The organism is Streptomyces sp. CCM_MD2014 (genome assembly GCF_000772045.1).
GTDB classification, from domain to species: domain Bacteria; phylum Actinomycetota; class Actinomycetes; order Streptomycetales; family Streptomycetaceae; genus Streptomyces; species Streptomyces salinarius.
The window spans coordinates 6,899,970-6,914,049 of the sequence record NZ_CP009754.1; the positions used below are offsets into that span (position 1 = coordinate 6,899,970).

Annotated in this window: 12 protein-coding genes; 9 read left to right on the top strand and 3 right to left on the bottom strand. The window is 73.3% G+C overall.

The window, feature by feature from the left end; translation table 11 throughout:
* Positions 1-25: 25 nt before the first annotated feature.
* Positions 26-730, top strand: coding sequence for a TetR/AcrR family transcriptional regulator (locus tag NI25_RS30720; RefSeq protein WP_061445572.1), 705 nt, complete (start codon positions 26-28; stop codon positions 728-730).
* Positions 731-764: 34 nt separating this feature from the next.
* On the opposite strand, the gene NI25_RS30725 is transcribed toward NI25_RS30720, so the two are convergent.
* Genes NI25_RS30725 through hmgA form a run of 3 tightly spaced genes read right to left on the bottom strand, consistent with a single transcriptional unit; the run spans position 765 to position 4,049 of the window.
* A complete protein-coding gene (locus tag NI25_RS30725) occupies positions 765-1,925 on the bottom strand; it encodes a type ISP restriction/modification enzyme (RefSeq protein WP_061445573.1) in 1,161 nt (386 codons plus the stop codon).
* 22 nt (positions 1,926-1,947) lie between these two features.
* Positions 1,948-2,697, bottom strand: a complete 750-nt coding sequence (locus NI25_RS30730) for a GntR family transcriptional regulator (protein ID WP_061445574.1) — start codon at positions 2,695-2,697, stop codon at positions 1,948-1,950.
* 26 nt (positions 2,698-2,723) lie between these two features.
* Positions 2,724-4,049, bottom strand: a complete 1,326-nt coding sequence (gene hmgA / locus NI25_RS30735) for a homogentisate 1,2-dioxygenase (protein WP_061445575.1) — start codon at positions 4,047-4,049, stop codon at positions 2,724-2,726.
* Positions 4,050-4,242: 193 nt separating this feature from the next.
* Here hmgA and NI25_RS30740 point away from each other — a divergent pair, with 193 nt between their 5' ends.
* The 8 genes from NI25_RS30740 to NI25_RS30775 all read left to right on the top strand — a co-directional run bounded on the left by NI25_RS30740 (position 4,243) and on the right by NI25_RS30775 (position 14,054).
* A complete protein-coding gene (locus tag NI25_RS30740) occupies positions 4,243-4,812 on the top strand; it encodes a hypothetical protein (protein WP_061445576.1) in 570 nt (189 codons plus the stop codon).
* A gap of 76 nt (positions 4,813-4,888) precedes the next feature.
* Positions 4,889-5,506, top strand: coding sequence for a TetR/AcrR family transcriptional regulator (locus tag NI25_RS30745; RefSeq protein WP_061445577.1), 618 nt, complete (start codon positions 4,889-4,891; stop codon positions 5,504-5,506).
* A gap of 111 nt (positions 5,507-5,617) precedes the next feature.
* On the top strand, positions 5,618-7,861 hold the full coding sequence (locus NI25_RS30750; protein WP_061445578.1) for a molybdopterin-dependent oxidoreductase: 2,244 nt from the start codon (positions 5,618-5,620) through the stop codon (positions 7,859-7,861).
* A 122-nt stretch (positions 7,862-7,983) separates the two neighbouring features.
* The gene (locus NI25_RS30755; RefSeq protein ID WP_061445579.1) at positions 7,984-9,444 is read left to right on the top strand and encodes a CitMHS family transporter; all 1,461 of its coding nucleotides are present in this window, start codon (positions 7,984-7,986) and stop codon (positions 9,442-9,444) included.
* Between the two features lie 67 nt (positions 9,445-9,511).
* Positions 9,512-10,765, top strand: coding sequence for an MFS transporter (locus NI25_RS30760; RefSeq protein ID WP_061445580.1), 1,254 nt, complete (start codon positions 9,512-9,514; stop codon positions 10,763-10,765).
* A complete protein-coding gene (locus NI25_RS30765) occupies positions 10,762-10,971 on the top strand; it encodes a hypothetical protein (protein WP_061445581.1) in 210 nt (69 codons plus the stop codon). The genes NI25_RS30760 and NI25_RS30765 overlap by 4 nt, the downstream gene beginning before the upstream one ends.
* Positions 10,972-11,206: 235 nt before the next feature.
* A complete protein-coding gene (locus tag NI25_RS30770) occupies positions 11,207-12,544 on the top strand; it encodes an ABC transporter ATP-binding protein (RefSeq protein WP_061445582.1) in 1,338 nt (445 codons plus the stop codon).
* 121 nt (positions 12,545-12,665) lie between these two features.
* Positions 12,666-14,054: an aldehyde dehydrogenase family protein gene (locus tag NI25_RS30775; RefSeq protein WP_061445583.1), complete on the top strand. Its 1,389-nt coding sequence runs from the start codon at positions 12,666-12,668 to the stop codon at positions 14,052-14,054.
* Positions 14,055-14,080: the final 26 nt, after the last annotated feature.

Here is a 14,080-nt window from a genome sequence, read left to right on the forward strand (position 1 = left end):
AGGATGGTGTCCGAGGTGATGCACGATGGCGGGCCGAGCGGCCGTACCCGAAGTGATCTGGTCGCGCCCCGAGCGCACCGGCCGGGGGCCCAGACCGGCGTACTCCCGCGCCGACATCGCCGCCGCCGCGGTGAAGATCGCCGACGCCGAGGGCCTGGACGCGGTCTCGATGCGCCGCGTCGCGGGCGAGCTGGGCTGCGGCACCATGTCGCTCTACAACTACGTCCCCCGCAAGGAGGACCTGTACGAGCTGATGATGGACGCGGTCAGCGGCGAGCACGAGTTGTGGGAGCCCAGCGGCGACTGGCGCGCGGACATGATCCGGGTGGCCCACCAGACCCGCGAGCTGATGCACCGCCACACCTGGCTGCCCCGGCTGATGTCACCCGTCTACGGCTTCAGCCCCAACGCGCTGCGCTACCTGGAGCACTGCCTGGCCTGCCTCGACCCCTTCGAGGGGCCCTACGGCACCAAGATGGAGCTGGTGGCGATGGTGAACGGCGTGGTGACGACCTGCGTCGGCAACGAGATCGCCACCGCCGAGCGCACCCGCTCGCTGCCCTGGTCCGAGGAGCAGGAGAACGCGGCACGCATCGCCTACCTCGGCCGGCAGGTCGCGAGCGGCGCCTATCCGCGGCTGGCGGCGTCCTTCGCGGAGGACGCGGGGCCGATCGACCTGGAGGGCGTCTTCGAGCGGGCGCTGACGCGGGTGCTGGACGGGTTCGCCTGACCCGGGGCGACCCGGGCCCCGACTCCGCCGGGGGTCACAGCAGCGCCAGCTGCCCCTCCGGCCCCTCCTCCCGTTCGTCCAGGACCGAGGCCGGCCGACGGGCCGCCGCGGGAACCGGCAGTACGCCCGCCTCGCGCAGCTCGGTGGCGCTGATCCCGTCCGTGACCGTCAACTCCCGGCACATGTCCCGCACTTCGGCCGACAGTGCGAGCACCGTGATCAGCTCCAGCAGCTCGGAGGTCCAGGTCTGCGGCCAGCCGGCCGGGCGGATCGCGGTGAGCGTGCCGGGCTCGCCCTCCGCCGTGCGGGCCGCGAACCACTGCTCGAGCACCCGGACCCCGCCCACCTCGAAGTCCCAGGCACCGGGCGGCACCGGGGAGATGCGGCCCTCGTCCAGGAAGAGGGCCTCCTCGTCCCGGTCGTAGCGCAGGGTCAGCGGGCGCGGTGGCAGCGGGGCGCGGACGTAGGGGCGGCGGCCGCCGGGCAGCTTGGGGCGCTCTCCGTCGCGACGCATCAGCCACAGGGCGCGCCGGCCCAGTTCGACACCGCGCTCCCACAGCTCCGGGTCCGTGGTGAGCGGGACGGCCGAACCCGGCCGCACGGCCGCCACCGACCAGGCGAGCACGTCCAGCGGGCCGGGGCGCAGGCCGAGGCGGGCGGCCAGATGGCCGAGGAGGCCCGGGGCGAGGTTGGGCTCCGCGCCGCCGGGACGGCGGTACAGCGGCCGGATCCGGGCGGGCCCGAACAGCGGCGGCAGCGAGGTCGCGAGCAGCATCGGCGGTCCGGCGGCCTCGGGGATCTCCACGACGAACACCTGCCGTTCGTCCGCCACCCGCCACAACTCCAAACGGGCCGCGTCGATCAGCCGGTGGTCGGGGATCAGCCACTGCTCGTCGAACGGCGCCCGCAGCACCCGGACCGGCTCGGGACAGGGCCCCGAGGCGCGCGCCAGCCGCTCGGTGCCCCCGGCGCCGCCCGGCAGCCGCCCCACCGCCGAGTACGGCGTGCGCGAGCGGGTCGGCTCGAACAGGGTCGCGCGGTCGGGTCCCCCGGCCTTCAGCAGGGTGTCCCAACGGGCCTTCAGGGACCCCGCGTCGGGAGCCGCCGGCCACCCCCGGCCGAGCCGCGGCGGTGCGACGGACCACGGCATGAGGTCCGCCAGCGGCGGAGCGTCGTCGTGCGTCACGCCCGGCATCGTACGACGGGGTGCCGCGGCCTCACGTGGCGTCCAGGGTGACCGTGAAGGAGAAGCGGTCGCCCCGGTAGTGGATGACCGCCACGTCGAGGACCCGGCCGTCGGTGTCGTAGGTGATGCCCGTGTAGTGCAGGATCGGGCTGAGCAGCGGGACTTCGAGCAGCCGCGCCGTCTCCGGGTCCGCGAGCCGGGCCTCCACGGTGTCCGTGATCCGGCTGATGTCCGTGCCCACCACGTCCCGCAGCACCTTGGTCATCGGCCACCGGGCGAGGTCGTCCAGGTCGATGCGGCCCGCCAGTTCGGGACGGACGTAGTTGCGGGCGTGGTTGGTCGGCTCGCCCGTCTTCTCGTCGCAGCGCAGCCGGTGGTACGTCGCCACCTCCGCAAGCTCGGGGAAGAACTCGGCGAGTTCGGGGGGCACGGCGGCGGTGCCGTGGTCCAGCAGTTCGGCCTTCATGCCGGACTGCTGGGCCACGATCGCGTCCACCGAGCCGAGCAGCCGCACCGGGGCGCCCCGGCGGGCGTGCGGCTCGATGAACGTGCCCCGCCGCCGGTGCCGGGTGATCAGCCCCTCGTCCTCCAGCTCCTTCAGCGCCTGCCGCATGGTCAGCACGCTCACCCCGTAGTGCCCGGCCAGCTGCTCCTCGGTGGGCAGGCGCAGCGGGTCCCGGGGCGAGCGGCCGAGTATCGAGGCGCGCAGCGACTGCGACACCTGGTACCAGAGCGGCAGCTTGCGGTTCAGGACGATGGAGTCCGGGGCGAAGGAGGTCACGGGCCATCCGTACCGGTAGGGAATGCTCAGTGCAAGGGGCGGAAGTGCCGCTCCAGGCCCTGCCAGACGTCGTCGTAGCGGGGCTGCAGGTGCTCGGCGCGGGCCGCGTGCGGGGTGAGGGTCACCGGCCACCGGGTCTCGAACATGAACGCCAGCCCGTCGTCGATCCGCTGCGGCTTAAGCTCGGCCGCGCTCGCCCGGTCGAAGGTCTCCCGGTCCGGGCCGTGCGCCGACATCATGTTGTGCAGCGAACCGCCGCCCGGCACGAAGCCCTCCGCCTTCGCGTCGTAGGCGCCCTCGATCAGGCCCATGTACTCGCTCATCACGTTCCGGTGGAAGTACGGCGGCCGGAAGGTGTCCTCGCCCACCAGCCAGCGCGGCGCGAAGACGACGAAGTCCACGCCGGCCAGGCCCGGGGTGTCCGACGGGGAGGTGAGCACCGTGAAGATCGACGGGTCCGGGTGGTCGTACGAGATGGTGCCGAGGACGTTGAAGCGGCGCAGGTCGTAGACGTACGGCACGTGGTTGCCGTGCCAGGCGACGACGTCGAGCGGGGAGTGGTCGTACTCGGCGGTCCAGAGGTTGCCGCAGAACTTGTTGACCACCTCCACCGGGCCGGAGGCGCTCTCGTCGTCCTCGTACGCCGCGACCGGCGCCCGGAAGTCCCGGGCGTTGGCCAGGCCGTTGGCGCCGATCGGACCGAGGTCGGGGAGCCGGAACGGGGCGCCGTAGTTCTCGCAGACGTACCCGCGGGCGTCCCCGTCCAGCAGCTCCACGCGGAAGCGGACCCCGCGCGGGATCAGCGCGACGTGGCCCGGCTCGGCGTGCAGCAGCCCGAACTCGGTGCGCAGCAGCAGGCCGCCGCGCTCCGGGACGATCAGCAGCTCGCCGTCGGCGTCGCTGAACACGCGCTCCATGGAGGCCGTCGCGTGGTACAGGTGCACGGCCATGCCGGTGCGCTGGGTCGCGTCGCCGTTGCCGCCGAGCGTCCACAGCCCCGCGACGAAGTCCGTGGCGGGTCCGGGCGCCGGCAGCGGGTTCCACCGCAGGCGGTTCGGGTCCGGCACCGCCTGGTTGAAGGGCGCCGTGCGGATCGTTCCGTTGCCGGAACGGGTGAACGCCGGGTGCGCGGCCGACGGGCGGATCCGGTACAGCCACGAGCGCCGGTTGTGCGCCCTCGGCTCCGTGAACGCCGTGCCGCTCAGCTGCTCCGCGTACAGGCCCAGCGGCGCCCGCTGCGGCGAGTTCCGGCCCTCGGGCAGTGCGCCCGCCACGGCCTCCGAGCTGTGCTCGTTGCCGAAACCGGACAGATAGGCCAGCCCCTCCGCGGTCTTCCGCGCGTCCCCGCTCATCGCTCGCTCCCTCGCAACCCGAATCCTCGCGACCCGATTCCTATGGCACACCGTAGGATTGCGGTTTCCCGCGCGCAAGAGGGCGCAAGAGGACTACCCCGCTCCGTTCCTCCCCGGCCGTCCGCCGTGAGGATGACCGGAACCAGACCCCCGGGGGATCCGGAGTGTCGGACCCGTGTTCTAGTCTCCCGTCATGTCGTGGACGCGGGGAGTGCTCGCCGTGCTCGCGGTCTGTGTCCTGCTGTTGACGGGATCGGCGGGCTGCGGCGCCGGTGACGAGGGTGAACCGGAGGCCGGGGATTCGGCCACGCCGGTGGGCAGGCTGCTCGACACCACCGACGAGGAGGGCCGGCGCTACCGCGAGGTGGACGCCGAGCAAGCCCCCGAGGCCGGGATCGAGGTGCAGCCCGAGGCCGACGCCAGCTGGGACGTGCGGCTGACCGTCCGCGACTTCCGGTTCTCGCCGGAGGGCACGGAGGCCAAGGCGGTGGCCGGCCGCGGCGTCGCCCGTCTCTTCCTCGACGGCGACCACCTCACCAGCCTGCGCGGACCCCGCTACCGGCTCGCCGCCGACCTGGTGCCGCGCGGCACGCACCAGCTCACCGTCCGCCTGTACGCCGACGACGACACCGTCTGGGCCGTCGACGGCGAGCCCGTGGAGAGCACGGCGGACATCACGGCCTCGGAGGCGGAGCCGACCGGGGCGACGCAGCCGGAGGACATCGAGGGCCGGACGGTCACCGAACCGGCGACGGACCGGTGAGTGCCGCCCGCGCCCGGCACGGCTCCCCCCGCTGTGGCGGAGGCCGCGGTTCACCCGACCGGTCCCGCAGGGCATCATGAGGACCGTGTCCCACGCGACCCCGCTCCGCCGCGCCCCCGTGCAGCGGCGCAGCGCCGAACGGCTGACCCGGATCCTCGACGCCTGCGCCGACCTCCTAGACGAGGTCGGGTACGACGCCCTCAGCACCCGGGCCGTGGCGCTGCGCGCGGACGTCCCCATCGGCTCGGTCTACCGCTTCTTCGGCAACAAGCGGCAGATGGCCGACGCCCTGGCCCAGCGCAACCTGGAGCGCTACGCGGAGCGCGTGACCGAACGGCTGACCGAGACGGAGGACGACGGCTGGCGCGGCGCGCTGGACGCGGTGCTCGACGAGTACCTGGCGATGAAGCGGACCGCGCCCGGCTTCTCCCTGATCGACTTCGGCAACCAGATCCCCGTCGGCGACCGCCACGCCGTGCCCAACCACCGCGTCGCCGAGCGGCTCACCGAACTGCTCTCCGGCTACCTGGGCCGCCGGCCCGACGACGACCTGCGCCGCGTCTTCCTGGTCGCCGTGGAAACCGCCGACGCCCTCGTCCAGCTCGCCTTCCGGGTCGCACCGGACGGGGACGAGAAGATCATCGAGGAGGCCCGGGAACTGCTGCGGGCGTATCTCGGGCGCGTGCTCGACTGACGGGAGGCGGCGCCCGGCGGCGTCCGTGCGTCCGGTCGGCCCCTCCCCAACATGCCTACCGGTCGGTATGCTCACCCGGGACGAGCGCCACCGCCCCCTACGGGAGGACCCGTGTCCCGCACCGCCCTGCGTATCTGCCCCCTGTGCGAGGCCACCTGCGGCCTGGCCCTCACCGTCGACGGGAGCACGGTCACCGCGGCCCGAGGCGACCGCGACGACGTGTTCAGCCGGGGCTTCATCTGCCCCAAGGGTGCCTCCTTCGGGGCCGTCGACTCCGACCCCGACCGGCTGCGCACCCCCCTGGTCCGCAGGGACGGGGTCCTGCGCGAGGCCACCTGGGAGGAGGCGTTCGACGCGGTGGCCGCCGGCGTCCGGCCGGTCGTCGAGCGGTACGGACCGCACGCCGTCGGCGTGGTCCTCGGCAACCCGAACGTCCACACCATGGCCGGCGCGCTCTATCCGAACGTCCTGCTGGGCGCTCTCGGGACCCGCAGCCTCTTCACCGCGTCCACGCTCGACCAGATGCCCAAGCACGTCTCCAGCGGGCTGCTCTTCGGCGACGCCAACGCCATCCCCGTGCCCGACCTCGACCGCACCGACCACCTCCTGCTGATCGGCGCCAACCCGCTGGAGTCCAACGGCAGCCTGTGCACCGCCCCCGACTTCCCCGGCCGCCTCAAGGCGCTCAGGGCCCGCGGCGGCACCCTCACCGTCGTCGACCCCCGCCGCACCCGCACCGCGAAGCTCGCCGACCGGCACGTGGCGATCCGCCCCGGCACGGACGCACTGCTGCTGGCCGCGATGGCCCACGTGCTGTACGAGGAGGACCTGGTCGACCTCGGCGCGCTCACCCCGCACGTCACGGGCATCGGCGAAGTCCGCGACGCCGTACGGGACTTCACCCCCGAGTCCGTCGCCGCCGTCTGCGACGTGGACGCCGACGTGACGCGCGCCCTCGCCCGCGAACTCGCCGCCGCCCCCACCGCCGCCGTGTACGGCCGCATCGGCAGCTGCACCGTCCCGCACGGCACCCTCGCCAGCTGGCTCGTGGACGTCCTCAACATCCTCACCGGCAACCTCGACCGGCCCGGCGGCGCCCTCTTCCCGCAGGCCGCCACCGACCGGACCCCGCGCCCGGCCGGACCCGGCCGCGGGTTCGCGCTCGGCCGCTGGCACTCCCGGGTGAGCGGACATCCCGAGGCCAAGGGCGAACTGCCCCTGTCCGCCCTCGCCGAGGAGATCGACACCGCCACCGACGCGGGCGAACCCGTCCGCGCGCTGCTCACGATCGCCGCCAACCCCGTGCTCTCCGCGCCCGACGGCGACCGTCTCGACAAGGCGCTGGACTCCCTCGACTTCATGGTGAGCGTCGACCCCTACCTCAACGAGACCTCCCGCCACGCCCATGTCGTCCTGCCGCCGCCCCCGCCCGCCCAGAGCCCGCACCACGACTTCGCCTTCAACACCCTCGCCGTGCGCAACCAGGTCCGCTACACCCGCCCCGCGGTCCCGCTGGAGCCCGGCAGGATGGCCGAGACGGAGATCCTCGCCCGCCTGACCCTGGCCGTCACCGGCGCGCACGGCGCCGACCCCGCCGCCGTCGACGCCACGGTGATCGAGCAGACCCTCGCCAAGGCCGTGCGCGAGCCGCACTCACCGGTGCACGGCCGCGACCCCGGCGACCTCACCGCCCTGCTCACCGGCGAGAACGGCCCCGAGCGGCGCCTCGACCTGATGCTCCGCCTCGGCCCCTACGGCGACGGCTTCGGCGCCCGGCCGGACGGACTGACCCTCGCCCGCCTCCTCGCCCACCCCCACGGCATCGACCTCGGCCCGCTGCGCCCGCGCCTGCCCCAGCCGCTGAAGACCCGCAGCGGCAAGATCGAGCTGCTGCCGGAGCCGATCGCCGCCGACCTGCCGCGCCTCGTGCGGGCCCGCGCCGAACGGCCCGCCGGGCTCGTCCTCGTCGGCCGCCGCCACCTGCGCTCCAACAACAGCTGGATGCACAACATCCCGGCGCTCACCGGCGGTTCCAACCGCTGCACCCTGCACCTCCACCCCGAGGACGCCGCACGGCTCGGCGTGCGCTCCGGGCAGCCGGTACGCGTGAAGGGCGCGGGGGGAGCGGTGACCGCGCCCGCCGAGGTCACCGACACCGTGCGCCCCGGCGTGGTCAGCCTCCCGCACGGCTGGGGCCACGACCGGCCCGGCACCCGCCAGACCCACGCCGCCGGCGATCCCGGCGTCAACGTCAACCAGCTCCTCGACGGCGGCACGCTCGACCCGCTCTCGGGCAACGCCGTCCTCAACGGCGTACCCGTCGAGCTGACCCCGCTGACCGGTGCACGGCTGTGACCTGGAGTTTTGCGCTTATTGCTCGCATGTCAACGTCTTGTTAACGCTCCGGCGCGCCACCTAACGTCGCTCGCACCGCCTGCCCGGTGGGATGTTCAAGGGCGAACGTTAGGTACTCACTCATGCTGACCATCCTCGGCTTCGCCATGATCGCGACCTTCCTGGTCCTGATCATGATGAAGAAGATGTCGCCGATCGCGGCGCTCGTGCTGATACCCGCGCTGTTCTGCGTGTTCGTCGGCAAGGGCGCCCATCTGGGCGACTACGTCATCGACGGCGTGTCCAGCCTCGCCCCCACCGCGGCGATGCTCATGTTCGCGATCGTCTACTTCGGTGTGATGATCGACGTCGGGCTCTTCGACCCGATCGTCCGGGCCATCCTGAAGTTCTGCAAGGCCGACCCGATGCGCATCGTCGTCGGCACGGCGCTGCTCGCCGCGATCGTCTCCCTGGACGGCGACGGCTCCACCACCTTCATGATCACGGTCTCGGCGATGTATCCGCTGTACAAGCGGCTCAAGATGAGCCTGGTCGTGATGACCGGCGTCGCCGCCATGGCCAACGGCGTGATGAACACGCTGCCCTGGGGCGGCCCCACCGCGCGCGCCGCCACCGCGCTGAAGGTGGACGCCACCGACATCTTCGTCCCGATGATCCCGGCCCTGGCCGTCGGACTGGTCGCGGTGGTCGTCCTGGCGTACGTGCTGGGTCTGCGTGAGCGCAGGCGGATCGGCACGCTGTCGCTGGACGAGGCACTGGTGCGGGAGCGGGAGCAGGAGAGCGAGACGGTGCTGGTCGGTGCGGGTGCGGCCGCCGGGGCGTCCGGTGCGCGTGCCGGTGGCGGCGCCGGCGGGACTCGCGGTGCGGCGGGCGGCTCCGGCGCGGCGGCCGACCGGGGCGCCGAGTCCGCCGCCGAGTCCGCCGCCGAGTCCGGCGACGACTTCAAGGGCCTCGACCCGAACCGGCCCACCCTGCGCCCCAAGCTGTACTGGTTCAACGCGCTGCTCACGGTCGCGCTGCTCACCGCCATGATCACGGAGCTGCTGCCGATCCCCGTGCTCTTCCTGATCGGTGCCGCGCTCGCGCTCACGGTCAACTTCCCGCACATCCCCGACCAGAAGGCCCGCATCGCCGCCCACGCCGACAACGTCCTCAACGTCTCCGGCATGGTCTTCGCCGCCGCCGTCTTCACCGGTGTCCTCACCGGCACCGGCATGGTCGACCACATGGCCAACTGGCTCGTGGACACCATCCCCGACGGCATGGGCCCGCAGATGGGCCTGGTCACCGGCCTGCTGAGCCTGCCGCTCACCTACTTCATGTCGAACGACGGCTTCTACTTCGGCGTCCTGCCGGTGCTCGCCGAGGCCGGCCAGGCGCACGGCGTGTCGTCGCTGGAGATCGCCCGCGCCTCGATCGTCGGCCAGCCGCTGCACATGTCCAGCCCGCTCGTCCCGGCCGTGTACGTCCTGGTCGGCATGGCCAAGGTCGAGTTCGGCGACCACACCCGGTTCGTGGTGAAGTGGGCCGTCCTGACGAGCCTGGTGATTCTCGCGGCGGGCATTCTGTTCGGCATCATCTGACCGTCGGTGATCACGGGACGGCGAGGATTCACCCGACCGTCCGGGATCATCGGGAAGGGACACGATCATGGCGCCCGGTGGGAACCGCGGCTGGCTGCTCCGCCTCGTCATCGCCTTCGGCTTCGCGCAGGGGGCGGTGTCGATGGCCCGGCCCGCCGTCTCCTACCGGGCCCTCGCGCTGGGCGCCGACGAACGGGCCGTCGGCGTCATCGCCGGTGTGTACGCGCTGCTGCCGCTGTTCGCCGCCGTTCCGCTGGGCCGGCGCACCGACCACGGCCGCTGCGCGCCCCTGCTGCCCGTCGGGGTGGTGCTCATCGCCGGGGGCTGTGCGCTGAGCGGCGTCGCCGGGTCGCTGTGGGCGATGGCCCTGTGGAGCGGCGTCATGGGCCTCGGGCACCTCTGCTTCGTCATCGGCGCCCAGTCCCTCGTCGCCCGCCAGTCCGCGCCGCACGAACAGGACCGCAACTTCGGCCACTTCACCATCGGCGCCTCGCTCGGCCAGCTGATCGGCCCGATCGCCGCGGGCGCGCTGATCGGCGGCCCCGACATGGCCGGCAGCAGCGCGCTCGCCCTCGTGGTGGCGGGCGCGGGCGCGGCGGTCGCCGTCACGTCCCTGTGGCGCATAGAGCACCCGACGGCGGGCACCTCGCGCAAGGCGCCCGGCCCGCGCGTTCCCGTGGGGAGCATCCTGCGGGCCCGCGGTGTGCCCGCGGGCATCCTGATCAGCCTCTCCGTGCTTTCCGCGACCGACATCCTCACCGCGTACCTGCCGGTGGTCGGCGAGCACCGGGGCATCTCCCCGGCCGTGATCGGCGTACTGCTCAGCCTGCGGGCCGCCGCCACGATCGCCTGCCGGCTCGTGCTGACGCCCCTGCTGCGGCTGCTCGGCCGCACGGTGCTGCTCACGACGACGTGCCTGCTGGCCGCGCTGCTGTGCGCCGGGGTCGCGCTGCCGGTGCCGGTGTGGGCGCTCGCGCTGATGCTGGTCGTCCTCGGCTTCTGTCTGGGCGTCGGTCAGCCGCTGTCCATGACGACGGTCGTGCAGGCGGCCCCCGACGAGGCGCGCTCCACGGCTCTCGCGCTGCGGCTGACCGGCAACCGCCTCGGCCAGGTCGCCGCACCCGCCGCCGCGGGTCTGATCGCGGGCGTCGCGGGCGTGGCCGCGCCGTTCGTGATGCTGGGCGCCCTGCTCCTGCTCTCCTCGGGCGTCGCCCTGCGGGCCCCTTCGGTGGACACGGCCGGCCAGCGCTCCCCGGCGGTCGGGCATGATGTCCCGGACCGGGCCGCCGACGGCCGCCCGTGCCGGCAAACGAAGGGATGAACGTGGTCCTGATCATTCTGTCCGTCCTCCTGCTCCTCGTCGTCGGCGGCTGCGCCTGCGTCGCGTGGGCCGCCCGCGGCGGCCCACCGTGGACGCGCGCGGTGGCGACGGCGACCCTGGCGGCCGGCGAACTGGTGCGCGCCTCCGGCCGGTCCGGCGGCAACCGCGGCCGGGGCGGCGACCCGGACGGCTCGTCGGACGGCTGATCCGGGGGCCGAACCGGCAGCCGACCCGCTGTGATCACCCCGTGAGACGCCCCGAGCCCTGAATCCGGTCGTCCGCTTTCTCACCAGATGGACGTTCGCGCCGAGTTGTGGTCCGGTGTCTTCCCCCGGCCGGGCACGGTCCGTTAACTTCCGTGACTCACACGCCCCGTACGACCCGCACGTGGGCGTCCGACCGCGGAGCACCAGCGCTCAGTGAGCCCCCGGGGGCACCTCCATGACACGCGCCATCTCCCTGCACGACGTGAGCAAGGCCTACGCGCGAGGCGTCCGCGTGGTGGACCGGCTGTCGCTGGACATCGCGCCGGGCGAGTTCCTCGTCCTGCTCGGTCCCTCCGGCTGCGGCAAGTCGACCGTGCTGCGCATGATCGCCGGGCTCGAGGAGATCACCGAGGGACGGCTGACGCTGGACGGCGCCTACGCCAACGACCTGCTCCCGGCCGAACGGCGCATGGCGATGGTCTTCCAGAACTTCGCCCTGTACCCCAACATGACCACCCGCGGGAACATCGGCTTCCCGCTGCGCGTCGAGGACCCGCAGACCGACCACACCCCGCGCGTGGACGCCACCGCCCGGATGCTGGGCATCGAGGACCTGCTCGACCGCTTCCCCGCCCAGCTCTCCGGCGGCGAACGCCAGCGGGTCGCCATGGGACGGGCCATCTCCCGCCACCCCACCGTCTTCCTGATGGACGAGCCGCTGTCCAACCTCGACGCCAAGCTCCGCAACCACCTGCGCGCCGAGATCACCCGGCTGACCCGGGAGCTGGGCGTCACCACGGTCTACGTCACCCACGACCAGTCCGAGGCCATGTCGCTGGGCGACCGGGTCGCCGTCCTGCGCGGCGGCGTCCTCCAGCAGGTGGACACCCCGCGCGCCGTTTACGCCCTGCCCCGCAACGTCTTCGTGGCCGCCTTCATCGGCATCCCGCGCATCAACCTCCTGCGCGGCCTCGTGCGCGCCCCGCTGGACGGGGCGATGACCATCAGCCTGGGCAAGCAGTTCCTGCGCCTGCCCGAACCGCTCTCCCTGGACCACCAGTTGCTCCGCGTCCAGCAGGGCCGCGAGGTGATCGTGGGTCTGCGCTCGGAGGCCGTCCGGATCGCGAAGCCCTCGTCCGCCCGCCCCGGCGAGGTACTGCTCACCGGGCTCGTGGAGCACGTCGAGTTCCAGGGCCACGAGGTCCTGGTGCACTTCAACACGGGTTCGCAGCCGGCCGTCGTGCCCGACCTGGAGGCCCCGCGCCTCGCGAGCCGCCCGGTCAGGCGCCGCCGCCGCGACGGCACGGTCCTGGACCGGCTGCGGGAGCGGGCGGGTGCCCTGCGCGCCGGGCCGGTGGTCGTCATGGACGAACCGGAGGAGCCCGAACCCGCGGTCGCCGCCCCCGACGGCCGTCTGCCCGGCGACCTGATCGTCCGGACCACCCCCGACATCGACCTGCGCCACGGCATGCAGGTGCCCCTCCTCGTCGACCTCGCCCACCTGTTCGTCTTCGACCAGCACGGCGACCGCATCTGCCCGGCCCCGGCACGACTTCCCGAACTGGAAGAGTGACCCCGCCCCGGCCGCGCAGTCCCGGAGGGTGAGCCGCGCCACCATCGTGGGAGCCTCTGGTGCCGTAAAACTATCGGCGCTAGTTTGGGGCTGACGACGAGGCCCGCCCGGAAGGAACGCGATGAAGGCACACGACGGCATGTACATCGACGGAGCCTGGCGTCCCGCCGACGGCCGGGACACGATCGACGTCGTGAACCCGGCCGACGAGCAGGTGATCGGCCGCGTCCCCGCGGGCAACGCCCTGGACGTCGACACCGCCGTACGGGCCGCCCGCGCCGCCCTGCCCGGCTGGGCCGCCACCCCGCCCGCCGAACGCGCCGCACGTCTGGGCGCCCTGCGGGACGTCCTGGTGGAGCGCAAGGACGAGATCGCCGAGACGGTCACCGCCGAACTGGGCTCCCCGCCGAAGCTCTCGCAGGCGGTGCACGCCGCCGTCCCCGTCGCGGTCGCCGGTTCCTACGCCGAGCTGGCGGCGACGTACGCCTTCGAGGAGAAGGTCGGCACGTCCGTCGTCCACCACGAGCCGGTCGGCGTGGTCGGCGCCATCACCCCCTGGAACTACCCGCTCCACCAGATCGTCGCGAAGGTCGCCCCCGCGCTCGCGGCCGGCTGCACGATCGTGCTCAAGCCCGCCGAGGACACACCGCTCACCGCCCAGCTCTTCGCCGAGGCGGTGCACGAGGCGGGCGTCCCGGCCGGTGTCTTCAACCTGGTCACCGGACTCGGTCCGGTCGCGGGCCAGGCGCTCGCCGAACACCCCGGCGTCGACCTGGTCTCCTTCACCGGCTCCACCGCCGTCGGCCGCCGCATCGGCGCCACCGCGGGCGCCGCCGTCAAGCGGGTCGCCCTCGAACTGGGCGGCAAGTCCGCCAACGTCATCCTCCCGAGCGCCGACCTCGCCAAGGCCGTCAGCGTCGGCGTCGCCAACGTCATGTCCAACTCCGGCCAGACGTGCAGCGCCTGGACCCGCATGCTCGTCCACCGCGACCAGTACGACGAGGCCGTCTCGCTCGCCGCCGAGGCCGCCGCGAAGTACGGCGACCGGATCGGCCCCCTCGTCAACGCCAAGCAGCGGGAGCGGGTGCGCGGTTACATCGAGAAGGGCGTCGCCGAGGGTGCGCGCCTGGTCGCGGGCGGCCCCGAAGCCCCGCGCGAGCAGGGGTACTTCGTCAGCCCGACGGTCTTCGCCGATGTGACCGAGGAGATGACCATCGCCCAGGAGGAGATCTTCGGACCGGTCCTGACCATCCTCCGCTACGAGGACGAGGACGACGCCCTGCGCATCGCCAACGGCACGGTCTACGGCCTCGCCGGCGCCGTCTGGGCCGGGGACGAGGCCGAGGCGGTCGCCTTCGCCCGGCGGATGGACACCGGGCAGGTCGACATCAACGGCGGCCGGTTCAACCCGCTGGCCCCCTTCGGCGGCTACAAGCAGTCGGGCGTGGGCCGCGAACTGGGCGCCCACGGCCTCACCGAGTACCTCCAGACCAAGTCCCTCCAGTTCTAGCCCGCTTCCAGCCCGCAGGAGAGTCC